The sequence below is a fragment of the Catellatospora paridis genome (assembly GCF_009720365.1).
GTDB lineage: Bacteria > Actinomycetota > Actinomycetes > Mycobacteriales > Micromonosporaceae > Catellatospora > Catellatospora paridis.
In genome coordinates this window covers 63048-87742 of the sequence record NZ_WBZD01000017.1, presented here as the reverse complement: position 1 = coordinate 87742, position 24695 = coordinate 63048, and the positions used below count along the sequence as shown (strand labels likewise).

Here is a 24695-nt window from a genome sequence, read left to right as displayed (position 1 = left end):
TGATGACACCGGAATTCGATCACCCCGTCGACGGCGGGCTCATGGTGCGAGCGGCAGGGTCGTCCAGGTGCCGGCACGGGAGGTGAGCACGGTAAGGGCGTCGGCGGCGAGGCCCGCGTGGTTGTCGGCGGTCATGTTGAACACGCCCGTGACGCCGACGCAGCAGGCGCGTTCGAGCTGGTCGCGGGCGGCCATCTTGTCGCGGTGGCCGAGGAATGCCTGGTGCAGCAGCGTTATCGCGTCGGCGGCATACCCGGCGGACGGGGCGGGGGCAGCGCCCAGCTCGGCGGCGAACCGGCGCACACTCGACCAGTTCGGCAGCGCCTCCGGGGCCTCGGCGGCCACGGGCAGCCACGGGCTCACGGCCCGTACGCCCGCCGCGGCCTCGCCCGCGAGCTGATGGAACGCGGCCTGCGCGGCGTCCGGTGTGGACAGCACGGGGCCGGTCCAGCCGGCGGTCTTCGCGGCGGCGGCCGCCGCGGCGGCCAGTGGTGTCGGCAGGTCCAGCAGCAGCGCCTCGGGAGCAGCGGCGACCAGGGCCTTCACCTTGTCCGCCAAACCCGTGCCGTCGAGCGGCACCGTCTCGGTGGACACGATGCGCGCGCCCTGCCCGGCCGCCTCGGCGGCGAGCGCCTCGCGCAGGGCCGGGTTGTCGCGCGCGTCGAGGCGCAGCACCCCGGCGGCGCGCTGACCGCCGGCCGTCATCGCGGCCAGCAGCGCCCGGTGCACCTGCGCGTCGGTCGGCGCGCTGCGGAACGCGTACGGCGAGGTCGGCGTCGGGCCGTGGGACGGGAGCACGAGCGGGGTGCAGGCGGCCTGCGCGGTGCCGGTGACCGCGTCGTCGAGCCAGCCGGCGGGTGACCCGACCAGCGCGTGTACGCCCCGGTCGAGCAGCCGGGAGACGGCTTCACGGGCGGTCGCGGCGGTGTCACCGACGTCCTGGAGCAGCAGGTCCAGCTGCGGGGCAGGGTGTGCGCCGCCGTGCCCGGCCGCGCCGTTGAGCGCGTCGGCCCGTCGCTGCACGCCCAGCAGCTGCTGGCGGCCGTAGTCGACGAGGCCGCCGGTGCGCGCGACGAGCACGCCCACGCGCAGCGGCGGATCGGCGGCGGCGGACCGCCCTGCGGGCAGCAGCGGCGCCGCGGCGAGTCCCATCCCGGCGGCCATCACGGATCTGCGGGTCAGCTGACGGGACATGGTCTACCTCCGCGTGCTCGATCGTTGCCGCGAATGATCCGCCCGGCATGTGATGCACTACATCCGATTTGTCCATTTAGCGACACCACGGTCACACCCAGGAAGCAGCGGCGCACCCGGACGTGGCAGCCTGTACGGGTGATCAAAGCGGTGGTGTTCGACTGCGACGGCGTGCTGGTGGACTCGGAGATCATCAACAACGCGGTCTTCGCGGAGCTGGTCACCCGCGCCGGCCTGCCCACGACCCTGGCGCAGAGCATCGAGCGCTACATGGGCCGCGCCACGGTCGAGTGCGTCGCCGACGTCGAGCGCGAGCTGGGCCGCCCCGTCGGCTTCGACCTGCCCGCGGAGTATGAGCGCGAGGTGCTGGCCCGCCAGCGCGACGAGTTGGTGGCCGTCGACGGCGTACGCGAGCTGCTCGAACTGCTGCGCGATGCGGCGGTGCCGGTGTGCGTGGCGTCCAGCGGGACCCCGCAGGAGATCGCGTTCCGGCTTCGGGTGACCGGGCTGGCCGGATACTTCGGCGACCATTGCTACAGCGCGTCGATGGTGGCCCGGGGCAAGCCCGAACCCGACCTGTTCCTGCTGGCCGCCGACCGCATCGGGGTGGACCCGGCGGACTGCGCGCTGATCGAGGACAGCCCGTTCGGGGTGCGCGGCGGCCGGGCCGCGGGCATGACCGTGCTCGGCTACGCCGCGCTGGCCTCGGCGGACACGCTGCGCGCCGCCGGGGCCGAGCACGTGGTCACCGCGATGGCGCAGGTCCCGCCGCTGCTCGGGCTCGGCTGACGCTCACAGCTGCTTGAGGCGGCCCACCACGTGCTCGCCGAGGCCGCTCAGGAAGGCCACCGGCTCGGCCGTGTACGGCATCAGGTGCACCTGGGTGACGCCCAGCTTCGCGTACGGCTCCAGTGACGCGGCGAAGTCCGCCCCACCGGCCGCGTCCGGGGTCACCGGCGCCGACCAGGCGATGGTCTTGCGGATGCGGTCGTAGTCGGTGCCCTCGCGCTCGCAGTGCCGCTTGAGCACGTCGAGTTTCGCCGCGATCTGCTCCGGGGCGCTGTCCGGCCCGGCGAACAGATTGCAGGCGTCGGCGTACTTGGCGACCAGGCGCAGCGTCTTCTTCTCGCCCCCACCGCCGATCATGATGGGCGGGTGCGGGGCGGACAGCGCCTGCGGCGAGTTGACCGTCTCCGCCAGCTGATAGTGCCTGCCCTCGAAAGGACCGTCGTCGTCGCTCCACATCTGGCGCACGATGCGCAGCGTCTCCTCCAGCCGCTCGAACCGCTCGGCGACCGGCGGGAACGGCACCCCGTAGGCGGCGTGCTCGCGGTCGTACCAGGCCGCGCCGATGCCGAGCACGGCCCGGCCGCCGGACAGCACGTCGAGCGTGGTCACGATCTTCGCGAGCAGGCCCGGGTGCCGGTAGGTCACGCCGGTGACCAGCAGCTGAAGCGTGACGGTGCTGGTGTTCGCGGCCAGGAAGCCCAGCGTGGTGTAGCCCTCCAGCATGGGCATGAGCGGGCCGCCCAGGTCCATGCCGTCCATCTGCAGGTAGTGGTCCATCACCGACAGGTTGGCCACCCCGGCGTCCTCGGCCGTCCGCCCGGCCGCCGCCAGGGTCGGGCCGATCGCCGCCGTCCCGCCGGGGAACGTGAAGCTGATGAGGTGCACCCCGAGATCCATGGAAAGCTCCCTGCCGTCGGCCGTCCGGCCCGCCACACCGCGGAACCCGACGATCATGCACGAAAGCACCATCCTATGTCGCCGCCCGCCACCCGCCCGGACCACTTCCAAGATCGTCCATAGCCGGTACGGCACAGCCGGTGACACAATCGCCCGGTGCATCTCGACGACGTGTGGCTGCGCTACCACCGCGGCGCCCCGTGGGTCCTGCAAGCCGTCACGGCCCGGGTGGAACCCGGCGGCATCGTGGTGGTGCTGGGCCGCAACGGCGCCGGCAAGTCCACCTTGCTCCAGCTGATCGCAGGGGTGCTGCGCCCGACCCGGGGCCGGGTCACCGACCGCCCCGCCGTCGTGGGCTGGGTCCCGGAACGCTCTCCCGCCGACCAGACCGGCACCGTCACCGGCTACCTGAGCGCCATGGCCGCGGTCCGCGGGCTCCGCCCCGCCGCCGCCACCCGGGCCGTCGACGAGTGGGTGCAGCGGCTCGGCCTCGGCGGCTTCCGTGACGTCAAACTGCCCGAACTGTCCAAGGGCACCGCCCAGAAGGTCGGCCTGGCCCAGGCTCTGCTCGCCCCGCCGGACCTGCTGATCCTCGACGAGCCGTGGGAGGGCCTGGACGCCGCGACCCGCGACCTCGTCCCCGGGATCGTCCTGGAGGTCGTCGCGCGCGGCGGCTCGGTGCTGGTCAGCGACCACCGCGGAGAGACCGTACGGCTGCCCGGCGCGGCGACGTGGACCGTCGCCGACGGCACGCTGGCCACGGCCGCACCCGACACCGGGCAGCGCTGCGTCGTCGAGGTGGCGGTCGAGGCCGCCGACCTCGCCGACGCCGTCGCGCGCCTGCGTGAGCAGGGGCATCAGGTGCTGCGGGTACGCGAAGAGGTGGGCTCGTGATCGCGCTGGCCAGGATGCGGCTGCACGGCTTCGTCCGCACCGGCCGGGCCGTCGCGCCCCTGATCGCCGCGCTCGCGGTGCTGTCGATCCTCTACGGCGGCGGGCAGGCCGAGGCCCGTGAGGCATACGGCGTCTCCGCCCTGGTCGTGTTCCCTCTACTGGCCTGGCAGACGAAGATCCTGCTGGACGTCGAGCCGGACGTGCAGCGCCGACTGGCCCGCGTGGCGCTCGGCTCGGCCCGGCACGAGATCGTCGCCGGACTGCTGGCCGCCGCCGCTGCCGGGCTCGGCACCATCGCCGTCGCGCTGGCCGTGCCGTGGATCTCCGGCGGCGTCAAGACCGGACCGGACAGCCTCCCGCGCATCCTCCTGATCGGACTGGGCGTGCACCTGCTGGCGCTGGGACCGGCCGTCGCCCTGGGCGCGCTGTCCAGCCGCGCGGTCACCCGCACGGCAGGCACGGGCGCGGCCGTCCTGGTCACCGGATCCGTGCTGGCGATCGTGCTGGGCCTGCAGGGCTCCCCCGCCCCGTGGCTGGTGCCGCCACTGATGGCCGCCACCCGCTTCACCACCTCCGGCGGCTCCACCCTCACCGCCCTCACCCTGACCGCGCACGCGGCCCTGTGGACCGCCGCCACAGCCTGGGCCTACGCCCACCTCCGCCGCACCCGCACCTGACCCGCCCCACCACCCCACGGTGCCCGCCCCGAGGCGCAACTCTTAAAGAGTTGCGTCCTCTGTGCGCCTCGAAGGGCGCGACTCTTTAAGAGTTGCGGCAGGAGGGGTGGGCGCAACTCCTTAGGAGTTGCGGTGGGAGGGGCTGGCAGAATGGGGTGGGTGCCTAGCTTTCGATCATGGGATGGGACCGAACTCGTCTACCGGGTCGTCGGGGACGGGCCGCCGCTCGTGTGCGTGCCGGGCGGGCCGGGGCAGGCGGTGCGATACCTCGGCGAGCTGGGCGGGCTGTCGGCGACCCGGACGCTGATCCTGCTCGACAACCGCGGCACGGGCGACTCCGCCGAGCCCGCCGACCCGGCCACCTACCGGGTGGACCGCATCGCCGACGACGTCGAGGCGCTGCGCGCCCACCTCGGCTTGCCCACCATGGACCTGTTCGGCCACTCCGCCAGCGGCGGCGTGTGCTTCCTGTATGCCGACGCGCACCCGCACCGGCTGCGCCGCCTGGTCATCGTCGACCCGTCGCTGCGCGTGCTCGGCCTGCCGTCCGATCTGGACGTGACGCACGTGCTGGCAGAGCGCTCGCACGAGCCGTGGATCGACGAGGCGGCCGCCGCCCTCACCGACGAGGCCGCCGACGACGAGGAACTGGAGCGCCTGCGCTGGCTGTCCGCCCCGCTGCTCTACGGGCAGTGGAACGACGCCGCGAAGGCGCAGGCCGCCGCCGAGCCGGCCGAGTTCGCCAAGCCCGCCACGGACGGCTTCTACGCCGGCTACGAGCCCGATCCGGCGCTGCCCGACCGGCTCGCCGCGCTCGCCGTGCCGACGTTGCTCGTGGTCGGCGAGCACGACATCTGGCCCACCCGCCACGCCGTACGCGCGCTGGCCGAGCGGCTCAGCTCGGCACGGCTGACGGTGCAGCCGGCGTCGGGTCACTTTCCGTGGGTGGACGATCCGCGGACGTTCGCGGCGACGGTGGAGTCGTTCCTGAGCGAGGCCGCAGCAGCAGCATGAGGCCGCCGGCCAGCAGGCCCCAGAAGGCCGCGCCGACCCCGAGCAGCGCCACGCCCGACGCGGTCACCACGAAGGTGACCACCGCCGCCTCCCGGCCCTCGGCCTCGGCGGTCGCCGACGCGATCGCCGCGCCGAGCGCGCCGAGCAGGGCCAGGCCCGCCACCGCCTCGATCAGCAGCGGCGGCGAGCTGAGCACGAACGCCGTCGCCGCGCTCGCGCCCAGCCCGAGCGTGATCATGCCGATGCCCGCGGTCACGGAGGCGATCCAGCGCCGCCGCGGGTCGGGGTGCGCGTCGGGACCGGCGGCCAGCGCGGCGGTGATGGCGGCCAGGTTCACCGCGTGCGAACCGAACGGCGCGGCGACCGCCGTGGCCGCGCCGGTGCCCAGCAGCACGCCGCGCAGCGGCGGGGTGTAGCCGTACCCCTGCAGCACCGCCATGCCCGGCACGTTCTGCGAGGCCATGGTGACCAGGAACAATGGCACCGCCAGACTGACCAGCGCCTGCCAGGTGAACACCGGCGCGGTGAGCACGACCTCGGGTGCGGCGGCGGCCCCGCGCAGCGCGCCCGGGGAGTCCAGCGCGATCACGAGCACGGCCGCGGCCAGCGCGGCGGGCACCGCCCAGGCCCGCGCGAAGCGGTTCAGCACCAGCCACACTCCCACGATCGGCGCGGCGAGCAGCGGCACGTCGACCAGCGCGCGCACCGGGGCGATGCACAGGTCCAGCAGCACGCCCGCGAGCATCGCCGCCGCGATCGGCCGCGGGATCGCCGCGATCGCCCGGCCCAGCGCCGGGAACAGCCCTGCCGCGACGATCAGCGCGCCGGTGACCAGGAACGCGCCCACGGCCGCGGCGAACCCGCCGTCGACCGCGCCGGTGGCGGCCAGCAGCGCCGCGCCCGGCGTCGACCAGGCGATGCTGATCGGGATGCGGTGCCGCAGGCCCAGCACGATCGCCGTCGCGCCGGCGGCCACGCATACCGCCAGCAGCCCCGAAGCGGCCTGCCGCGAGTCGGCCCCCACCGCTCGCAACCCCGCCAGCACCACGGCGAACGTGCTCGCGAACCCCACCACGGCCGTGACCACCCCGGCCAGCACCGGCTGCAAGACTCCCCTGCCCACGCCCGCTCCTCGCTGCTCCACCATCGTTCCGCAAACGGAACGGTGGCTCGTGGTGCACGATAGCCCCATGAGCGCGCGTCCGGCAACCGCCCGCAGCAGCCCGCCCCCGGCCCTGGAGCCCGGGGCCGAGGGCGTCGGCCCACGGCTGCGCCACCTGCGGGAACAGGCCGGGATCTCGCTGTCGGAGCTGGCCCGCCGGGCGAACGTGGGCAAGGCGACGCTGTCCGGGCTGGAGAACGGCACCCGCAACCCGACCCTGGACACACTGTGGTCGGTGACCGCCGCGCTGGGCGTGCCGATCACCGCGCTGCTGGCCGGGCGGCCGGCCGGCGTGATGCGGGGCACCGCCGTCGAGGCCACGCTGCTGCAGGTCTTCGACGACGACACGGTCACCTACGAGCTGTACCGGATGGTCGTCCCGCCCGGCGCCGCACAACACTCACCAGCGCACCACGCCGGGGTGACCGAGCACATCACCGTCTTCGACGGCGTCCTGCGCGCCGGCCCCGCCGGCGCCCCGCTCACCGCCCACCCCGGCGAGCACATCTCCTGGCGTTCCGACGTCCCCCACCTCTACGAAGCCGTCGGCGACCACCCCGTCCACGCCAGCCTCCTCATCCGCTACCCGCGCCCCGGCGGCGCGGCGTAATGAAGAAGCGGCGTCACGGGGCGGCGGTCAGGGCTTGCGGGCGGTGAGCAGGAAGCGCTGGGAGTGGGCCACGAAGGGACCGTCGCTGCGGATGCGCTCGTCCATCGCGACCAGGCGGTCGTGGTACTTCTCCACGTCGAAGCCCGGCACCGTCCAGATCACCTTGCGCAGGAACACGATCACTGCGGCGACGTCGTAGAACTCGGTACGCAGCGCCTGCGGCCGCAGGTCGGTGACGGTGAGCCCGGCGGCCCGCGCCGCGGCGGCCACGGTCTGCGGCAGGCGGCCCGTGCCCGGGTCGACGGGGCCGAGGAAGAACTCGCTCAGCTCCCGCATCGACCCGGCGCCGATTTGCTGCGACAGGTAGGCGCCGCCGGAGGCGAGCACCCGCGCCGTCTCGGCCCAGTCGGTGACCGTCGGATGCCGGCTGGCCACCAGGTCGAACGACGCGTCCGGGAACGGCAGCTCCGCCCCGTCGGCGGCTTCGGCGACGGCGACGCCCAGCGGGGCCAGGTTCCGGCGGGCCAGCGCCAGGTTCGGGGCCCAGGACTCCGTGGCGGCGGCGGTCGCCGGGTGGCGCGGCGCGCGGTGCAGGACCTCGGCGTACACCTCGCCGCCACCGGTCTGCACGTCGAGCACGGCGGTCGCGGTCCCGACGCGCTCGGCCAGCATCCGCGCGTAGCCCCAGGCTGGGCGCTGCTCGGTGGCCCGCCCGGCGAACCAGCCGAAATCCCAGCCGTCCACGGGCGCGCTCGCGCCCTCTGCGAGCAATTCCTCAAACGATCTCATCCGGCCAGTCCATCGCAGGGCGTATGCCCGGGCAACGGGTTTACGACAGCTCGGCACCTTTGCGTCCCGTGCCGCGTTATGCCGAATGACGGCAGGAGAAGGCGTATGTCAAGGCCGCAGCCACGACCCAGATCCTCGAACGACGTCCGGCGCAACGCACACGGCACGACCTACGTCGGCCGCACGGCGATCCAGAGCCGCGCCCTGACCATGGTCAGCGAGGGCCGCCAGCGCTGGAGCGAGCACCACATGCAGGTGCAGGGCATCTGCGACCGGTGCGGGCACACCTATCCGTGCGAGGACGCGCTCCAGGCGGCCTGGCAGATCGTCTACTGGGAGCCGTACCTGCCGGCCCCCGGCCTGGTCCGGCCGTACGTGGACTGAGCCTTATTCCCTAGCCGTCCTAGGCTGTTACCTAGTACCATTAGGTTCATGGCACGGGCAGGGCTCACGGCGCAGCGGGTGACGCTGGCAGCGGCCGACCTGGCGGACACCGCCGGGCTCGACCACGTCACGATCACCGCGGTGGCGCGCGGATTCGGCGTGAAGGACGCGAGCCTCTACTCCCACGTCCGCAGCCTGCAGGACCTGCGGCACCGCATCGCCCTGCTCGCGGCCGGCGAGCTGGTCGACGAGATCGGCGCGGCAGTGGCGGGCCGATCCGGCCGCGACGCGCTGATCGCGTTCGCGGACGCCTACCGGGCCTACGCCCTGGCCCACCCCGGCCGGTACGCGGCCACCCAGCTTCAGCTGCCACCCGAACTCCTCACCGCCGACCCGGTCGCGTTCCGGCGCACCTACGAGCTGACCTACGGCATGCTGCGCGGCTACGGACTGTCCGAACCCGACCTCACCGACGCGGTGCGCGTGCTGCGCAGCACGTTCCACGGGTTCGTGAGCCTGGAGGCCACCGGCGGCTTCGGCCACCCGCGCGACGTCGCGCAGTCGTGGCGGCGGGCCGTCGAGGCGCTGCACGTGCTGCTCGAACACTGGCCCGCCATGCCCCCGGCGGGACCCGCCCGAGAGGACACCCCCGCACCATGACCTGGCACCACCTTCAGCAGCGCGTCCAGCAGCACGTCGACGACCTCGTCGACTCCGGGCAGGAGACCGGCGTGCAGGTCGCCGCGTACCTGCACGGCGAGCCGATCGTCGACGTCGCCGCCGGGCTGGCCGACCCCGCGACGGGGCGACCGGTCACGCCGGGCACCCCGTTCTTCAGCTACTCCACCGGCAAGGCGCTCACCTCGACCGTGGTGCACGTGCTGGCCGAGCAGGGCCGGCTCGACTACGACCTGCGCATCGCCGAGGTCTGGCCGGAGTTCGCCCGGCACGGCAAGTCCGGCGTGACGCTGCGCCACGCGCTCACCCACACCGCGGGCCTGCCCGCGCTGCCGCCCGACGTGACCGCCGTGGACCTCGCCGACTGGGACCGCATGTGCGCGATCATGGCCGACGCGACGCCGCTCTGGGAGCCGGGCACGGCGCACGGCTACCACGTGTGGACGTACGGCTGGCTGGTCGGCGAGACGGTCCGCCGGGCCACCGGCCGCACGGTGTCGCAGGTGCTGGCCACTGAGGTCGCCGCGCCGCTGGGCGTGCCCGGTGAGCTGCTGCTCGGCGTACCCGATTCCGATCTTGACCAGCTCGCGGTGCTGTCCGACCGGAGCTGGTCGGACGCGCTCAAGCAGCTGAGCGCGCAGCTGCCGAACTTCGACCGGGCGGTGCCGCACGGCACGCGACCCGACGCCGACCTGGGCAACGACCGCGCCTTCCTGCGCGCGGACGTCCCCGCGGTGGGCACGATGAGCGCCCGCGCGGCGGCCCGGATGTACGCGGCGCTGCTCGGCGAGGTGGACGGGGTCCGCTTGATCTCCCCGGAGCGGCTGCGTGCGGTGAGCACGCCGCTGACCCGCGGTCCGGAGTGGACGTTCGGCATGCCGGTGGCCTGGACGCTCGGCTACGCGGTCGACGGACCGATCATCGGAGTGGGCGGGCTCGGCGGCAGCCTGGCCGGGGCGCTGCCCGAACTCGGGCTGGCCGTGGCGGCGACGAAGAACGCGCTGGCCGTCGGCGACGGCGACCCGATGGAGCGGCTACGCGAGATGATCGTCGAAGCGGTCCGCCGCGCCGCCTGAGCCGGCGGCGGCGCGCTGCCGCAGACCGCGGCGGCCCGGGCGGCTGTCAGCTGCGGGCGCCTAGGACCGGACCGCGTCGGGCCGAGGACGCGGCGAGGGCCAGCAGCGCCGCGAGCACGGCCACCGCCGAGGTCCGGCGGCGGCGGATGGTGGTCACGTTCCCAGTCAAGCCAACTGCTGCCGGAACTGTCTTGAATATCCGGCTTTTTCATAGAATGGGCATCGACTTCGGGACTGACCCACACTACCATCCATAGAGTTGAATTCGTACGCACACGAGGGAGCGACGATGTCGACCAGCGAACTCATGGCGGCCCGCACTTACCCGTTCGGCGACCCCGACCGGCTCAACCTGAACCCGCTCTACGAGCAGCTACGCCGCAACGAGCCACTGGCCAGGGTGCGCCTGCCGTACGGCGAGGAGGCCTGGCTCGCCACCCGCTACGACGACGTGCGCCTGGTCCTCGGCGACGCCCGGTTCAGCCGCGCCGCCAGCGTCGGGCGCGACGAGCCGCGCACCCACCCGCACCAGGGCGAGTCCGGCATGCTCGCGATGGACCCGCCCGAGCACACCCGGCTGCGCAAGCTCATCGCCAAGGCGTTCACCGCCCGCCGCGTCGAGACGCTGCGCCCGCGCACCCAGGAGATCGCGAACCAGCTGCTCGACGACATGGAGCGACACGGCTCCCCCGCCGACCTGGTCGAGCACTTCGCCACCCCGCTGCCCGTCACCGTCATCTGCGAGCTGCTCGGCGTGCCCTTCGCCGACCACGACCGGTTCCAGCTGTGGTCCGAGGCGATCATCTCGACCACCTCGCTCACCCCGCAGCAGATCATGGAGTACCTCGGCAACCTGCACGCCTACATCGCCGGCCTGATCGCCCAGCGCCGCGTCCAGGAGACCGACGACCTGCTCGGCGCCATGGTCAAGGCCCGCGACGAGGACGAGGACCGGCTCACCGAGGCCGAGCTGGTGCAGCTGTCGGCCGGCCTGCTCGCCGCCGGGCACGAGACCACGGTCACCCAGCTGCCCAACTTCGTGTACGTGCTGCTCACCAACCCCGACCGGCTCGCCGAGCTGCGGGCGGACCCGTCGCTGGTCCCCGCCGCCGTCGACGAGCTGATGCGATACGTGCCGCTGGGCACGGCCGCCGCCTTCGCCCGCTACGCCACCGAGGACATCATGGTCGGCGACGTGCTGGTCCGCGCCGGTGAGCCGGTGCTCGGCGCGCTGGCCTCCGCCAACCGCGACGAGAAGGTCTTCGACCACCCCGACGAGCTGGACTTCCACCGCGAGAGCAACCCGCACCTCGGCTTCGGGCACGGCCCGCACCACTGCGTCGGCGCCCAGCTGGCCCGGATGGAGCTGCAGGTCGCGCTGCAGACCCTGATCACCCGTTTCCCGAACCTCGCACTGGCCGTTGCCGAAGAGGAACTTCCCTGGAAGAAGGGCATGCTGGTGCGGGGGCTCAAGGAACTGCCGGTGCGCTGGTGAGCGGCCAATGGAAGGTCGCGGTCGACCGCGACCGCTGCATCGGGTCCGGCCTGTGCGCGGGCACCGCACCCGACTACTTCGCCCTCGTCGACAAGAAGTCCACACCACTACGTGACCTGGTCGACCCCGACGAAACGGTCAGCGACGCCGCCGACTGCTGCCCCGTCGAAGCCATCCTCGTCACCGACCCCGCCACAGGCGACACCATCGCCCCCATCTGACCTCACCCCGCCCCGTCCCGCCGCGCTTTTAATAGACGTTGGCCTATCCAGATGACTTTTTCGCGATCAACTTCATCTGGATAGGCCAACGTCTATGACGGGCGGGGTGTGGGTGAGATGGCCGACAGTTCGGGGGTGGGTTTGGGCGGCGGTTCGGCCGTTTCCCGTGTGCTTGCGTACAGTTTCCGGGCGAGGTAGCAGGCGAGCACGGGAACGGGCGACTGGGATGACGATCAGCGAGCAGGAGCGCACCGGGATCGACGCTGCGCACCTTGAGGTGTGCCTGAGCGTGCTGGCCCAGGTCGAGAACCTGCCGACCGAGCACCCCGACGCCGTCGCGGTGCGCCGGGCCGTCGGGCGGCTGTTCAAGAGCGTCAAGCTGCAGCGCCGCCGGGACAAGCGCGAGGAGATCCTCGCCGCGGACGAGGCGGTGACCGCGGCGACCGCCACGGGCGCGCCGGGCCGCATCGACGACGAGACCGCGGGCGTGTTCGGCCTGACCTCGCCCACCAAGGGCGACATCGCCGGGCACCTGCGCCAGGCGCGTGCCTGCTACACCTGCAAGGACCGGTACACGCAGGTCGACGCGTTCTACCACCAGCTGTGCCCGCCGTGCGCGGAGCTGAACCACGCCCGCCGCGACGCCCGCACCGACCTGACCGGCCGCCGGGCGCTGCTCACCGGCGGCCGCGCCAAGATCGGGATGTACATCGCGCTGCGGCTGCTGCGCGACGGCGCGCACACCACGATCACCACCCGGTTCCCGGCCGACGCGGTGCGCCGCTTCCAGGCGATGCCGGACAGCGCCGAGTGGCTGCACCGGCTGCGTGTCGTCGGCATCGACCTGCGCGACCCGGCCCAGGTCGTCGCGCTGGCCGACTCCGTCGCGGCGCAGGGCCCGCTGGACATCCTGATCAACAACGCGGCGCAGACGGTACGCCGGTCGCCGCAGGCGTACGCGCAGCTGCTGGCCGCCGAGTCGGCCCCGCTGCCGGACGGGCCGCTGCCCGAGCTGATCAGCTTCGGCCACTACACCGGGTCGAGCCCGGCCGCCGCGGCCATCCAGGCCATGCCGCACCAGCAGCTGAGCCCGGAGCTGGTCACCTCGCTGGCGCTGACCACGGGCGGGGCGAGCCTGGCCCGCATCGCCGACGGCTCCGCGATCGACGCCGGCGGCCTGGTGCCCGACCTCGACCCCAGCAACAGCTGGGTGCAGGTGGTGCAGGAGGTCGACCCGATCGAGCTGCTCGAAGTGCAGCTGTGCAACGTCACCGCCCCGTTCGTGCTGGTCGCCCGGCTGCGCGCGGCGATGGCCGCGTCGACCGCCCGCCGCAAGTACGTGGTGAACGTGTCGGCGATGGAGGGGCAGTTCAGCCGCAAGTACAAGGGGCCGGGCCACCCGCACACCAACATGGCCAAGGCCGCCCTGAACATGCTGACCCGCACCAGCGCCGGGGAGATGCTCGACGACGGCATCCTGATGACCGCGGTGGACACCGGCTGGATCACCGACGAGCGCCCGCACCCGACCAAGATCCGCCTCGCGGACGCGGGTTTCCACGCCCCGCTGGACCTGGTCGACGGCGCGGCCCGGGTGTACGACCCCATCGTGCGCGGCGAACTCGGCGAGGACCTCTACGGCTGCTTCCTGAAGGACTACAAGCCCTCGGCCTGGTGACGCAGCAGCTCTGACGCGTCGTGCTCGGTGACCGCCGACGGCGTGCCGAGCACGGTCAGCGCCGCCTGGTAGCCCGCGCCCGCCGCGAGGGTGAACATACGGGCCGCCTCGACCACGTCGGGCCGCCCGTCGAAGCGGTGCAGGCGTGGGGCCTGCACCGGGGCCGAAACCTCGATTTTGGTCATGGCCACCCGCAGGCCGTCGCCGGTGGCCTTGAGCACCGACTCCTTGCGCGTCCAGTACGTGTAGAAGCCGTCCCGGTCCAGCGGCGCGGAGGCGGCCAGCTCGGCCTCGCACAGCGCCAGCCGGGCCACGCCGAGGATGTCGCGCTGCGGCTGGGCCTGCTCGACGTCGACGCCGACCGGTCCGGCCAGGCTCAACACGACCGCGATCCGGTCACCCGAGTGCGACACCGAGACGTCCGGCCCGCCGAGCACGGTCGGGCGGCCGTGCGGGATCGCGCAGTCGGTGCAGGCGCGCTCCACACGTACGTCCGCGGGTTTCTCGCCCAGGTGCCGCCCGGCCAGCAGGCGCAGCAGCGCCGCGGCCACGGTCTGCCGGGCGCGGTCCTCCGGCCTGCGCAGCGACTCGCGCCGCGCCCGCTCGCCCTCGCTCAGCAGCCGCTGGTGCCAGGGCTGCTCGTCGGCCGGATCGGCCCAGTACACCTGGCATTGTCCGGGGCGCAGGATGGTCATGCCCGCTCCTCGCTGCGCTCGTCGCCGGCACGAGCCTTCCCGAACCCGCCGGTTCGCTCGCTGCGCTCGCTCACAGCTTCGCCTCGAACTTCGCCACACCCGCGCGGGTGCCGTCGGCCGACAGCCGCGCCTTGGCCGCGGCGTCGCCCCAGAGCGTCCAGCGCAGGAAGTCGGTCATGGTCTTGATGGTCTGGTCGAAACCCTTCGCGCCGGGCCCGAGGAACGCGCCGTGGTCGCCGCCCAGCAGCGTCAGGAAGGCCCGCGGCCAGGACGTCGCGCTGTACGCGTTCCGCCCGGTCTGGTAGCTCACCACGGCGTCGGCGTCACCGTGCACGAACAGCACGGGGGTACGGGTGCCGCGGAACGTCCCCATCGAGCCGCCCGAGATCACGATCGCCGCGTCGACGCGGGTGTCGCGAGTGTTGGCCAGCATGCCCGCCGAGGTGAACCCGCCGGCGGAGTGACCCGCCACGCCGAGGTGCCCCCCGTCTAGGTGCCCGGCGAGCAGGTCGCCGGACTTGCCGTCCAGCTTCAGCAGCGCTGTCAGCACCGCGGACCCGTCGGCGGGCTGGTTCTCCATGTCGGCGGGCTTGAACGGGTTGGCGTCGCGGTTGGTGAACGGGTAGGCCGGGGCGGCCACGACGAAGCCCGCGGCGGCCAGCCGGGTGGTGAGCTGCTGGTAGTTCGTGGGCAGCCCGTGCAGGCCGTGGCTGAACAGCACCACCGGGAACCGGCCGGCGGCGGCAGCGGCGTCCTTGCGCGGCGATCCACCCGCCTTGCCGGTGGCCGGATACCAGACGGTGGTCGGCAGGGCGCGGTCGCCGCGGGTGAACTTCAGCGTGCGCACCCCCACCGCCAGCGCGCTCTTCGGCGCGGCGCGCACCACCGGCGACGCGGACGGGCGCCCGCTCGCGCTCGCCGACGGCGCGGCAGACGGCGCGGCAGAGGCTGCGCCCAAGGCCGCGGCGGAGCCGCTCGGCTGGGCGAACACGGGTGATTCGGGGGCCGGCGAGGAGCACGCGGCGACGCTCAGCACCAGGCAGAGGGCGAGCAGGCGGAGGGGGGCGCGACGGTCCAGCACGCCGCCGACTCTACCGGCGTGAGCCTCCCGTCGATGGCCGCCCATCCGGATGCCGTCCGGCCCCGAATCCCTGCCGAGACCAGGAGGTGGATCATGAACGCAGGCAGGCGCGGCGAAGGCGGGATGCCCGTGACGGCCGCATCGATCCGGCTGCCGGGCGGTCGGGCCAGCAACGTCCTCGCCCGGCAGTTCGTCAGCACGCAGCTCGGCGCGTGGAACCTGCGCGACCCGGCGGGGGACGCGCTCATCCTCGCCTGCGAGCTGGTGAGCAACGCCGTACTGCACGGCGGCGGGGCGGTCGCGATCCGGCTGGCCCGCACCGGTGACGGGCTGCGCATCGAGGTGACCGACCGCAGCCCGCGGCCGCCGTCGCCGCGTCCGGCGGATGTCGACGGCGGACTCGGCCTGGGCCTCGTCGACGGCCTGTCGGCCCGGTGGGGCGTGGTGCCCGGACGCACCGGGAAGGTCGTCTGGCTGGAGTGCCGCCTGAGCTGACCGGGGCGCGCGACGGCCGCTTGCGCGCCAGGCGGCCGGAGCACGCTCAGGCCAGCAGCGCGGAGTCCCCCAGCAGGCGGGTCACCGTGATCACGAGCGCGACCCGGTTCGGGTTGACCCGGGGCTCGCGGTAGCGGGTGGCGTACCGGGCGACCGCGTCGGCGACGGCGGCCGGGTCGTCGGTGACGGTCGCCTCGCCCTGCAGGGTCAGCCAGAAGCGGCCTTCGAACTGGCACAGCGCCACGGCCGGGTTGCGGCGCGCGTGGGCGGCCTTGCGGCTGGCCCCGTCGCAGATGACCCGGGCCAGGCCGGTCACCGGGTCGTAGGTGAAGCCGACCGGGGTGACGTGCGGGCTGCCGTCGGGCCGCAGGGTGGTCAGCGTCGCCAGCCGCCGCTCCGCGAGGAACAGCAGGCCCGCGCTGGAGAGGTCCCGCCTGCCGCCGGCCATGCGCACTCCCCCTGCCGAAGCTCCGTCCACACCGATCCAACAGCATGGACGGAGCTTCGGGCACGCCTACACGCGGGTGACCCGCACCGCGTCGGCGATGACGTAGCCGGCCGCGCTGGTCCAGCGGCTGATGCCGACGGCGTTGTAGTCGCCCGCGGCGAGGTTGAAGGTGCCCAGCGAGCGCCACGCGCCGCCGCCGGTGCGCTGGTCGAGGTTGACGGTCTGATTGCCGCCCGAGGTCACCACGACGTGGGGCGCGGAGGCGCTGTAGCCGGGGTCTGCGGCGTGCCAGACGTCGACCCGGTAGTTGGCGGTGGCCGGGATGTTCACCTTGAACCAGGCCGCGTCGCTGGCCAGCACCGGGTTGGCGAAGCGGTAGTCGGCACCGTACCGCTGGCCGGAGAACGTCGAGGTGCCCCAGTTGGCGCTGGCCGTGAACCGGCCCGCGGTGGTGTTGTCCACGATGGTGCTGAACGTGGGCGGCGGCGCGGTCAGGCCCAGGTGGGCCGCGATGCCGTTGGCGTGTCCCACCGCGTCGGCGGTGAGGAAGTCGGCCCGCTTGAGCAGGTTCGCGTCGGCGAGGGTGTCGATGAACAGGTTCTCGGTGAGCACCGCGGGCATGTTCGACTCGCGCAGCACGTGGAAGTTCGCCGTCTTCAGGCCGCGGTCGGTGACCGAGCCGACGGTGCGCATGCTCGACAGCGCCCGGGAATGCAGGGCGTTGTGCAGGTTGACGGTGGCCGCGTCGGAGGTCAGGTAGCGGTAGCTCTCGAAACCGGTGCCGCCGCCGGAGTTGATGTGGACGCTGACGAAGATCGTGGCGCCCCACGCGTTGGCGTCGTTGGTGCGCTGGGCGAGGCTGACCGTCGCGTCGGTGGTGCGCGACATCCGCACGTCCACAGCGTAGTTGGCCTGCAGGATGTTGCGGATCTGCAGGGCGATGTCCAGGGTGAGCGCCTTCTCCTGCAGCCCGTTGGCGACCGCGCCGGGGTCGGTGCCGCCGTGTCCGGGATCGAGGTAGACCTTCGGGTTGGCGGCGAAGGCGGGGCGCGCCGCGAACGGGGCTGCCGCGATGCCGGCCGCGGCGGCCAGCAGGGTGCGGCGGCGCACGGAGGGGTTACCGAGCATGAGCACCTCTCAGGGTGGTGGGGGTCGGCTCGGCGCGACTATAACGACGTTCGATAGATCAAAGAAAGATGTCTACGGAACTCGTTGAGTCTCTGTAGTTTTCTTACCTACGTCACTGCCGGTGACGACACCGCTGGGGAGCAGCGCAACGTGTCGTCACCGGCAGCGGGTCAGCGAGCCCGGCACCCCCGGTGACGACACCGCTGGGGAGCAGCGCAACGTGTCGTCACCGGCGGCGGGTCTGCGGGCCGGACGCGGGAGGGTCAGTCGACGGTCTTGAGCACCCGCTCGATCGAGTCCATCCGGTTCTTGATCTCGGCGAGCTGCGTGCCGAGCTGGTCCTGCTGCTGCTTGGCGATCACGTTGCGCCGGTTCATGGTGATGTAGACGATCGCCACGACGGCCTGGCTGACCACGAAGACGAGGCCGATGATCATGTAGTTCACGGGAGACTCCTTGGGTGTTCCGGCCGCCTGCGGGCCGGAGGGCGGGTGGGTCAGTCGGTCGGGCTGAGGGTGCGGACGGCGCCGGCGATCGTTTCGGGGGACAGCAACACGCTGAAGTCCTCAAGTTCGTAGAACTTCATCGCCTTGCCGTCCTCCGACACCTCGATCGCCGAGCGGACGAGCCTGGCTGCCTCCAGCTTCTGCAGGTGGACCTGCAGCAGCGGGCGGCTGATCTCCAGTTGCCGGGCCAGCCGGCTCACGTAGTCGCGACCGCCGGCCAGCGCGGCCACCACTCGCAACCGGTGCGGACTCGCCAGGGTGGCGAGCAGCCTGGCGAGCTCGTCACCCGTCAGTTCCGCGGATCTCACGTTTGCCCCTTGCACATGCCAATAGATGTTGGCAGGTGCAAGTCGTCGTGTCAAGCATCCACGGAAGAAGATCTCTCACCATCGGGTGAGGCACCGTCCAGATGCGCCAGCGCCGCGCTGACCAGGGCTCGGATCCCGGTCGGCAGGGCCAGGTCCACATCGGGGGCGTACAGCGGCGAGTGGTTGGCGGGCAGCGACTGCAGCTTCTCCGCCGCCGTGGCGCCCGGGGCAGCCGCCCACTGCCGGGGTCCGACCGTGCCGAGCATCCAGTAGACGCCCGCCGCGCCGGACTCGGTGAAGTGCGGGAAGTCCTCGGTCGCCAGCGACGGCGGGAACCACGCCACCCGCTGCCCGCCCAGGCACTGCTCGTGCGCGGCCCGGGTGCGGGCCATCGCCGCCGGATCGTTGAGGTTCACCGGCGAGCTCGACACCAGCGTGATCTCCGGATCGGACGGGCAGGCCGACGCCGCGCACTCGGCCGTCACCACCCGGCGCACCGCCTCGCTCACCCGGGCCAGCGCGTCGGGCGACACCGAGCGCACGGTCAGGCCCAGCGTCGCCCGGTCCGGCACCACGTTGGCCTGGGTGCCCGCGTGCAGCGTGCCCACCGTCAGCACGACCTGCTCGGCCGGGCCGACCTCCCGCGACACGACCGTCTGCAGCCGCAGCACGATCGCCGCGGCGGTCACCACCGGGTCGACGGCCCGGTGCGGACTGCCCGCATGGCCGCCGCGCCCGTGCACCACCACCTCGAAGGTGGCGCTGCCGGCGGTCATCGGGCCGCCGCCGTGCGCCACCATGCCCGCCGGCAGCGGCGCCGCGTGCTGCGCCAGCACGACGTCCGGCCGCCCGAAACGCTCGTAGAGCCCGTCGTCGAGCATGGCCCGGGCCCCGGTGAGGGTCTCCTCGGCGGGCTGCCCCACGGCCAGCACGGTGCCCGTCCAGTGGGCCCGGCCTGACCCGAGCAGCGCGGCCGCCCCGGCCACCGCCGCCACGTGCAGGTCGTGCCCGCAGGCGTGCATCACGGGCGTGCCGTCGCCGGCAGCCGCCCGGCTCGCGTACGGCAGGCCGGTCTGCTCGGCCACCGGCAGCGCGTCCAATTCGGCCCGCAGCAGCACGGTCGGCCCGGGTCCGTTGCACAGCACGCCGACCACCCCGGTGCCGCCCACCCCCTCGGTCACCGCGAACCCGGCGTCGCGCAGCCGCTCGGCCAGCACGGCGGCGGTGCGGTGCTCGGCCCCCGACAGCTCGGGATGGGCGTGCAGGTCCCGGTAGAGCTCACCGGCGGCCGCGGCCGCCTGCTCCACTCCGGACAGGACCGTTTCCTCAGCGGACATCGTTCATCGCTCCTTTCGCTTTGCTGTCACCACTCGAAAGCGACGTGACAGCGGGACACCGGCCGATCGGTGAGTGCGGCCGGGTGAAATAGAGAAGCAAGAGAAAAGCGGGCCGGAACGGCCGGCCAGCACAACAAAGGGAGCAGATCATGCAGCACAAGAACGAGCTCGCGAACCTCGCCAACGAGATCCTCGCGCTCGAGTCGGAGACCTTCGCGATCTCCGACTACGCCGACGCCGCCGAGGCCATCCTGGCTTCCTGCTCGTCGTCCGCGACCACGTCGACCACCTCCAGCACCACCTCCACCACGAGCTGCAGCGCCTGACGAACCCGGCTTCGGCCGGCACGGCGACCCCATGAGGCGGTCGCCCCCCACCCGGGGGGCGACCGCCTCAAACCGTTTCCGGGGCCTGTCATTCGAAGCCGCATTCGTCGGCGCGCCGGCCACTATCGGATCGTCCTGTCCAATGGATGTCCGATCGCTATCGGAGCGCTGTCGCGAACGGTTAGCGCAGTGACAGCGAAAGGCCTGTCGATCGGTGAGAGAGGGCTTGTTGAATAGATCTGTAAGCGCGACCGGCCGGAAAAGCCGGCCGGTGCGGACACCAGGGAGCAGATCATGCAGAACAAGAACGAGCTCGCGAACCTCGCCAACGAGATCCTCGCGCTCGAGTCGGAGACCTTCGCGATCTCGGACTACGCCGACGCCGCCGAGGCCATCCTCGCGTCGTGCTCGTCGTCCGCGACCACGTCGACCACCTCCAGCACCACCTCCACCACGAGCTGCAGCGCCTGATCCCCGCGGCCCGCACGGGCCCTGCACCACCTGTGCGGCGGTCGCCCCGCTCCCCCGGGGCGACCGCCGCAGGTCCGACTCCCGCCAGGCCGGCACGACAGCCGGCGCGGCGGTCTGCGGCGCCGTCGTCGCTCGTCCCCGTCGAGCGAGCACGGTGCCCCTTCGTGCTGTCAAAACGCTGTCACCCGCGGACAGTGCCCTGACAGGGTCAGACATGTCGATCGGTGAGCGGCCTCCGATGGAATGAAGAGGCAACAGAGACCGGGGCCGGACAGGCCGGCCGGGGTCACCGAGACAAGGGGAGTTGTCATGCAGGAGACCACCACGATGGTGAAGCTGACCGACGAGATCCTGGCGCTGGAGACCGAGACGTTCGCGATCTCGGACTACGCCGACGCCGCCGAGTCGATCCTCGCCTCGTGCTCGTGCTCGTCCACCACGTCGACCACGAGTGCCACCACCTCCACCACGAGCTGCAGCGCCTGAGCCAACCCGCAAGGCCCATTGAGGCAGTCCGCCCCCACCGGGAGCGGCTGCCTCAAAAGCGTTTCCGGGCAAGGTCACCGGTGGACATGCCGGCGGCCCCGGGGTGGGCCGGGGCCGGGAATGGCAGAGGCCCCGCCCGGCGGAGCGCCGGACGGGGCCGTGGACAGGGTCAGGGGAACGGATGCGGCACCACCCGAAGCTCCCCGTCGGTGAGGTCGGTGTCGCGCAGGCCGGCCCGGCGGAACGCGGTGCGCAGCCGAGGCATCCGCAGGGCCCGCTGGCGGGCCCAGCCGAAGTCGATCGGCAGCAGCTCCGGCACGATGGTGCACACCGAACGCAGCCCCATCCGGGACTGCTCCGGCGTGGTCTGGTCGACCACGATCACGTCCGAGCCCGCCTCGACCAGCTCCTGCTGGCACAGCCGCAGGTCGTCGAGCAGGTGCCGGGACGCGCCGCGCCGGGCGTTCCAGGCCGCGTACAGGTCGGACATGGGGCGCTGCTCGGTGACCCGCAGGTAGGAGTCCGCGTGGTGGCGCATCTCCGGCAGGCCGAACAGCCCGGCATGGTCGGTGAGCTGGCGGACGAGCCGGAAGTCCTGCATCATCGCCCGCAGCTCGGGCTCGCGTCGGCGCACCGAGCGCGGCTGTTGCGGGATGTAGGTCAGCGCCTCCGACAGCGCGCCCTCCAGCGCCGCCTGCGGGTCGAAGCCCGCCGCGGCGGCGAAGGACAGCGTGCCCGGACCACCGTCGCGGCGCACCGCGAGGCTGGTGACCACGGGAACCGCGAGGTCGATGCGGTTGTCGAAGGCGAGGATGTCGTATCCCTGCAGCGCCGCCCGGTCCACCATGGCCCGGACCACCTCGTTGTCGCACGAGTCCAGGTCGATGCGGGGCAGGTCGGCGTTGCCGTACCAGCCGAGCAGGAACGAGTCGCGCTCGATGAGTTCCAGCAGGCCGAACAGCACGGCCTCTTCCAGGCAGCTGCCGGTCGCGGAGCCGTTGGAGGAGGAGAAGACGAAGTTGTCGCCGGGCGCCCCGGAGCTGAAGTGGCAGAACCGGCGCGGCACCAGGATCGGCCGCTCGTCGCGCAGCGAGTAGCCCCAGATCCAGGGGATAGCCGCGTCGGGTGAGTACGGCGCGGCCAGCGGGTCGGTCCGGTAGACGTCCGGGTCGTAGAGCCCGCAGTCCTCCGGGTTCAGCGCATGGTCGGCGACGTTGGCGTAGGAGTCGACGATGAGCCGCTCCGCCCGGCGGCGGTGCGAGCCGGCGTACCGTTCCAGCCCTTCCAGGAAGGCCAGGCTGCGGCTGGTGGCGAACGAGTTGGCCTGCCCGCTCCAGCTCACGTCGAGCAGCCCGGCGTACCCGCGGATGAACACGCTGCCGGTCACCGGGGCGGTGGTCGGCGACGTGACGTTGATGAAGGTGCCCGCCCCCAGCGCCCCGCACACGGGGTTGGCCAGTGCCTGCACCGGCAACGGGTAGCTGTCGGCCGAGCGCAGCCGGTAGCTGTCGGGGGTGCGCTTGCCGTGCGGGGTCAGCGCCAGCGGGCCGTCGACCGGGCTGTCGGCCCCGGACACCGCGCAGCTGGGGCAGAGCGGGTCGGCCAGGATCGGCACCGTGCGCACCTGCAGCGTGCGCAGGTCGAGCGCGCACACCCGGGGCAGCGCCGCGTCGGCGTCGCCGTCCCCGGTGGTGTGCGCCAGGGTCAGCGGCGTCTCCGCCCGGCCGAGCACGGTGGCCTCGTAGAGGCTCCAGGTCGCGTCGACCACGTACGCCGACAGCAGCGGCCAGCTGCCGGCGGGGGTCATCTCGGTGCCGATCTCGAGCGCGTCGCGCTCGGTGCGAAACCGCAGCCGCTGCCAGCGCACGCCGAGGCAGTGCCCGCAGGCGGGGACCGCGGGCGCGGCGCCCGGGCCGGACCAGGGTCCGACGAGCACCGCGCCCGAGGTCAGCGTGACGTTCGCGGCGGCCCGCCGCGGGTCGGGCGCGCCGAGCACGTCGGCGTCGCCCAGTGCCACCACACGCGGGGGCACGGCGCCGGGCACCCACGGGTAACCGGCGCGGTCATGGCGTTCGGTCAGCGCCGCCTGGAGGGCGAGCGCCGCCGGGGCGAGCGGCGCGCTGACGCGCGCCGCCGCTCCGGCTCCCGTGGGGGCCACGGGGGTCATGACTTGTTGCTCCAGCGGAACGTCCGGAGCGCGATGGCACCGAAGACCAGCGTGTACACACCGAGCGCGCCGAGCGCGACCAGGTAGTCGGTCAGGTCGCCGCGCCCGTTGAGGGCGAAGGACATGCCGTCGTTGACGTAGCGCAGCGGCAGCGCCCGCGACACCGCCTCGATCCAGCCCGGCATCATGTCGAGCGGGAAGAACGAGCCGGAGATGAAGGCCATCGGCACGATGATGCAGTTGGCGATGGCGGCGACCGCCTCGGGCGTGTTGGAGAAGTTGCCGACGATGACGCCGAGGGCGAGGAACGCCGACACCGCCATCACCAGCACCGGCAGCGACAGCAGCCAGTTGGCGTGCAGCTTCAGCCCGAAGAACGGCAGCAGCGCGACGCCGATGAACAGCACCGACTGCACCACGGACACCAGCAGTGAGACGACGGCGCGCGAGTTGAGCACCGACCAGATGCTGGCCGGGGTGAGCCGGATCAGCCGCAGCAGGTCGTCGTTGCGCCAGCTCATCAGGCTGAACGCGACGCCGAACAGCGCGGCGTTGGCCACGCCCCAGGACAGCACGCCGGGGGCGATGTAGTCGATGTACTGGTAGCCGGTGTCGTCCACCTCGCGGCCCTGGAAGATCAGGCCGAAGGTGATCAGGAACAGCAGCGGGAAGGCGAAGGTGAAGAAGACGGTGGCGGTGTCTCGGACCGAGGCCTTGAAGCTCGCCCTGGTCAGTGCTGCGTAGGCGCTCACTGCTGCTCCGTTCCGGTCAGTTCGAGGTAGACGTCTTCCAGGGTCGCGGTGCGGGTCTGCACGCCGTCGAGGCCGGCGACCTCGGCGACGGCCGCCAGCACCTTGGCGGCGTTGCGGCTGGAGATGACGACGGAGCCGCCCTCCACGGTGACCGAGTCCACGCCGTGGATGGCGCGGGCCTGCTCGACGGTGATCCGGTCGACCGCCACCAGCAGGCGGGTCGGCAGGCCGGCGGCGTTCACCAGCTGGTGCGGGCTGCCCAGCGAGACGACCTTGCCGGCGACCACGATCGCGACGCGGTCGCAGAGGGCTTCGGCCTCGTCCAGGTGGTGCGTGGTGTAGACGATGGTCTTGCCGGCCGCCTTGAGCTCACGCAGCAGCTTCCACAGGTCGCGACGGGCCTGCGGGTCGAGCGCCGCGGTGGGCTCGTCCAGGAAGATGACCTCCGGGTCGTGCACCAGCGCGGAGGCGATCGCCAGCCGCTGCCGCTGCCCGCCGGACACGTCGGTGACGCGTACGTTCGCCGAGCCGTCCAGGCCGACCACGGTCAGCGCGCGCTGCGCCGCCGCGGCGTCCTTGCCGTACAGCGCGGCCACCGTCTCCAGGTGCTCGCGCGCGGTGAGCCGGGTGAAGAACGCCGACTTCTGCGTCTGCACCCCCATCCGGGGCAGCAGTGCCGGGTTGCGCGGATGCGGCGACAACCCAAAGATCGACACACGGCCGGCGTCCGGATCGCGCAGACCCTCCACGATCTCGATCAGGGTGGTCTTGCCCGCGCCGTTGGGGCCGAGGATGCCGAAGAACTCGCCCTGCCCGATGGACAGGGACACGCCCTGCACCGCGTGCACGTCGCCGTAGCTCTTGGACACCCCGTCAATCACGATCGCGGGTGTGCTGCCCGCGTCGACCGCGTCTACGACGCTCAATTCCTCAACCT

General features: G+C 72.8%; 29 protein-coding genes. 15 read left to right on the top strand and 14 right to left on the bottom strand.

Annotated elements, in window-relative coordinates; translation table 11 throughout:
• Positions 1-39: 39 nt before the first annotated feature.
• Complete coding sequence (locus F9C41_RS31375) at positions 40-1194, bottom strand: ABC transporter substrate-binding protein (protein WP_155390428.1); 1155 nt, start codon at positions 1192-1194, stop codon at positions 40-42.
• 138 nt (positions 1195-1332) lie between these two features.
• On the opposite strand from F9C41_RS31375, the gene F9C41_RS31370 reads away from it, so the two are divergent.
• Positions 1333-1983 carry an HAD family hydrolase gene (locus F9C41_RS31370; protein WP_230690157.1) on the top strand — a complete coding sequence of 217 codons (651 nt, stop codon included), beginning with the start codon at positions 1333-1335 and terminating at the stop codon, positions 1981-1983.
• A gap of 3 nt (positions 1984-1986) precedes the next feature.
• Here the strand turns inward: F9C41_RS31370 and F9C41_RS31365 are convergent, their stop codons facing one another.
• A complete protein-coding gene (locus F9C41_RS31365; protein ID WP_155390426.1) occupies positions 1987-2880 on the bottom strand; it encodes an LLM class F420-dependent oxidoreductase in 894 nt (297 codons plus the stop codon).
• Positions 2881-3036: 156 nt separating this feature from the next.
• Here F9C41_RS31365 and F9C41_RS31360 point away from each other — a divergent pair, with 156 nt between their 5' ends.
• The 3 genes from F9C41_RS31360 to F9C41_RS31350 all read left to right on the top strand — a co-directional run bounded on the left by F9C41_RS31360 (position 3037) and on the right by F9C41_RS31350 (position 5465).
• Positions 3037-3774: an ATP-binding cassette domain-containing protein gene (locus F9C41_RS31360; RefSeq protein ID WP_155390425.1), complete on the top strand. Its 738-nt coding sequence runs from the start codon at positions 3037-3039 to the stop codon at positions 3772-3774.
• Positions 3771-4451, top strand: coding sequence for a hypothetical protein (locus F9C41_RS31355; RefSeq protein ID WP_230690156.1), 681 nt, complete (start codon positions 3771-3773; stop codon positions 4449-4451). The genes F9C41_RS31360 and F9C41_RS31355 overlap by 4 nt, the downstream gene beginning before the upstream one ends.
• A 258-nt stretch (positions 4452-4709) precedes the next feature.
• Entirely contained in the window at positions 4710-5465 is a 756-nt protein-coding gene (locus F9C41_RS31350; RefSeq protein WP_330164799.1) for an alpha/beta fold hydrolase, read from the top strand.
• Here the strand turns inward: F9C41_RS31350 and F9C41_RS31345 are convergent.
• Positions 5347-6612, bottom strand: coding sequence for a benzoate/H(+) symporter BenE family transporter (locus F9C41_RS31345; protein WP_407924755.1), 1266 nt, complete (start codon positions 6610-6612; stop codon positions 5347-5349). The two genes, F9C41_RS31350 and F9C41_RS31345, sit on opposite strands and share 119 nt — an antisense overlap.
• Positions 6613-6655: 43 nt before the next feature.
• On the opposite strand from F9C41_RS31345, the gene F9C41_RS31340 reads away from it, so the two are divergent.
• A complete protein-coding gene (locus tag F9C41_RS31340) occupies positions 6656-7237 on the top strand; it encodes a helix-turn-helix domain-containing protein (RefSeq protein WP_155390422.1) in 582 nt (193 codons plus the stop codon).
• A 27-nt stretch (positions 7238-7264) separates the two neighbouring features.
• Here F9C41_RS31340 and F9C41_RS31335 read toward each other — a convergent pair whose 3' ends face one another.
• Positions 7265-8026 (bottom strand): class I SAM-dependent methyltransferase, encoded by a 762-nt coding sequence (locus F9C41_RS31335; RefSeq protein ID WP_155390421.1) that lies wholly within the window; start codon positions 8024-8026, stop codon positions 7265-7267.
• A gap of 105 nt (positions 8027-8131) precedes the next feature.
• Here F9C41_RS31335 and F9C41_RS31330 point away from each other — a divergent pair, with 105 nt between their 5' ends.
• The 6 genes from F9C41_RS31330 to F9C41_RS31305 all read left to right on the top strand — a co-directional run bounded on the left by F9C41_RS31330 (position 8132) and on the right by F9C41_RS31305 (position 13558).
• On the top strand, positions 8132-8410 hold the full coding sequence (locus F9C41_RS31330; RefSeq protein ID WP_155390420.1) for a hypothetical protein: 279 nt from the start codon (positions 8132-8134) through the stop codon (positions 8408-8410).
• 48 nt (positions 8411-8458) lie between these two features.
• Entirely contained in the window at positions 8459-9070 is a 612-nt protein-coding gene (locus F9C41_RS31325; RefSeq protein ID WP_155390419.1) for a TetR-like C-terminal domain-containing protein, read from the top strand.
• Positions 9067-10164 carry a serine hydrolase domain-containing protein gene (locus F9C41_RS31320; protein WP_155390418.1) on the top strand — a complete coding sequence of 366 codons (1098 nt, stop codon included), beginning with the start codon at positions 9067-9069 and terminating at the stop codon, positions 10162-10164. Before F9C41_RS31325 ends, F9C41_RS31320 begins: the two co-directional genes overlap by 4 nt.
• A 289-nt stretch (positions 10165-10453) precedes the next feature.
• On the top strand, positions 10454-11659 hold the full coding sequence (locus F9C41_RS31315) for a cytochrome P450 (RefSeq protein ID WP_155390417.1): 1206 nt from the start codon (positions 10454-10456) through the stop codon (positions 11657-11659).
• The gene (locus tag F9C41_RS31310; protein ID WP_155390416.1) at positions 11656-11880 is read left to right on the top strand and encodes a ferredoxin; all 225 of its coding nucleotides are present in this window, start codon (positions 11656-11658) and stop codon (positions 11878-11880) included. The genes F9C41_RS31315 and F9C41_RS31310 overlap by 4 nt, the downstream gene beginning before the upstream one ends.
• A 226-nt stretch (positions 11881-12106) precedes the next feature.
• On the top strand, positions 12107-13558 hold the full coding sequence (locus F9C41_RS31305) for an SDR family oxidoreductase (RefSeq protein WP_155390415.1): 1452 nt from the start codon (positions 12107-12109) through the stop codon (positions 13556-13558).
• Here the strand turns inward: F9C41_RS31305 and F9C41_RS31300 are convergent.
• On the bottom strand, positions 13537-14253 hold the full coding sequence (locus tag F9C41_RS31300; protein ID WP_155390414.1) for a 4'-phosphopantetheinyl transferase family protein: 717 nt from the start codon (positions 14251-14253) through the stop codon (positions 13537-13539). The genes F9C41_RS31305 and F9C41_RS31300 overlap by 22 nt on opposite strands.
• Before the next feature lie 70 nt (positions 14254-14323).
• Positions 14324-15334: an alpha/beta hydrolase family protein gene (locus F9C41_RS31295; RefSeq protein WP_196280039.1), complete on the bottom strand. Its 1011-nt coding sequence runs from the start codon at positions 15332-15334 to the stop codon at positions 14324-14326.
• A 93-nt stretch (positions 15335-15427) separates the two neighbouring features.
• Here F9C41_RS31295 and F9C41_RS31290 point away from each other — a divergent pair, with 93 nt between their 5' ends.
• Positions 15428-15829 (top strand): ATP-binding protein, encoded by a 402-nt coding sequence (locus tag F9C41_RS31290; RefSeq protein WP_155390412.1) that lies wholly within the window; start codon positions 15428-15430, stop codon positions 15827-15829.
• Positions 15830-15875: 46 nt separating this feature from the next.
• On the opposite strand, the gene F9C41_RS31285 is transcribed toward F9C41_RS31290, so the two are convergent.
• From F9C41_RS31285 to F9C41_RS31260, 5 genes are all read right to left on the bottom strand, one after another.
• Positions 15876-16277 (bottom strand): TIGR03618 family F420-dependent PPOX class oxidoreductase, encoded by a 402-nt coding sequence (locus F9C41_RS31285; RefSeq protein WP_155390411.1) that lies wholly within the window; start codon positions 16275-16277, stop codon positions 15876-15878.
• 66 nt (positions 16278-16343) lie between these two features.
• A complete protein-coding gene (locus F9C41_RS41585) occupies positions 16344-17405 on the bottom strand; it encodes an N-acetylmuramoyl-L-alanine amidase (RefSeq protein WP_230690154.1) in 1062 nt (353 codons plus the stop codon).
• Positions 17406-17668: 263 nt separating this feature from the next.
• Positions 17669-17851: a hypothetical protein gene (locus F9C41_RS31270; RefSeq protein WP_155390410.1), complete on the bottom strand. Its 183-nt coding sequence runs from the start codon at positions 17849-17851 to the stop codon at positions 17669-17671.
• 50 nt (positions 17852-17901) lie between these two features.
• Complete coding sequence (locus F9C41_RS31265; protein ID WP_155390409.1) at positions 17902-18219, bottom strand: ArsR/SmtB family transcription factor; 318 nt, start codon at positions 18217-18219, stop codon at positions 17902-17904.
• A gap of 50 nt (positions 18220-18269) precedes the next feature.
• Positions 18270-19556: an amidohydrolase gene (locus F9C41_RS31260; protein ID WP_155390408.1), complete on the bottom strand. Its 1287-nt coding sequence runs from the start codon at positions 19554-19556 to the stop codon at positions 18270-18272.
• 149 nt (positions 19557-19705) lie between these two features.
• Between F9C41_RS31260 and F9C41_RS31255 the strand changes: the two genes are divergently transcribed.
• The 3 genes from F9C41_RS31255 (at position 19706) to F9C41_RS31245 (ending at position 20839) form a co-directional block, all read left to right on the top strand.
• On the top strand, positions 19706-19882 hold the full coding sequence (locus F9C41_RS31255) for a thiazolylpeptide-type bacteriocin (protein WP_120315856.1): 177 nt from the start codon (positions 19706-19708) through the stop codon (positions 19880-19882).
• A 294-nt stretch (positions 19883-20176) separates the two neighbouring features.
• A complete protein-coding gene (locus F9C41_RS31250) occupies positions 20177-20353 on the top strand; it encodes a thiazolylpeptide-type bacteriocin (RefSeq protein WP_120315857.1) in 177 nt (58 codons plus the stop codon).
• A 309-nt stretch (positions 20354-20662) separates the two neighbouring features.
• Positions 20663-20839, top strand: coding sequence for a thiazolylpeptide-type bacteriocin (locus tag F9C41_RS31245; protein ID WP_155390407.1), 177 nt, complete (start codon positions 20663-20665; stop codon positions 20837-20839).
• Between the two features lie 169 nt (positions 20840-21008).
• Here the strand turns inward: F9C41_RS31245 and F9C41_RS31240 are convergent, their stop codons facing one another.
• The 3 genes from F9C41_RS31240 to F9C41_RS31230 are packed head-to-tail and all read right to left on the bottom strand — an operon-like array spanning position 21009 to position 24684.
• Complete coding sequence (locus F9C41_RS31240) at positions 21009-23006, bottom strand: TOMM precursor leader peptide-binding protein (protein WP_155390406.1); 1998 nt, start codon at positions 23004-23006, stop codon at positions 21009-21011.
• Entirely contained in the window at positions 23003-23758 is a 756-nt protein-coding gene (locus F9C41_RS31235; RefSeq protein ID WP_155390405.1) for an ABC transporter permease, read from the bottom strand. The genes F9C41_RS31240 and F9C41_RS31235 overlap by 4 nt, the downstream gene beginning before the upstream one ends.
• A complete protein-coding gene (locus tag F9C41_RS31230; RefSeq protein ID WP_230690153.1) occupies positions 23755-24684 on the bottom strand; it encodes an ABC transporter ATP-binding protein in 930 nt (309 codons plus the stop codon). The genes F9C41_RS31235 and F9C41_RS31230 overlap by 4 nt, the downstream gene beginning before the upstream one ends.
• Between the last annotated feature and the right edge of the window lie 11 nt (positions 24685-24695).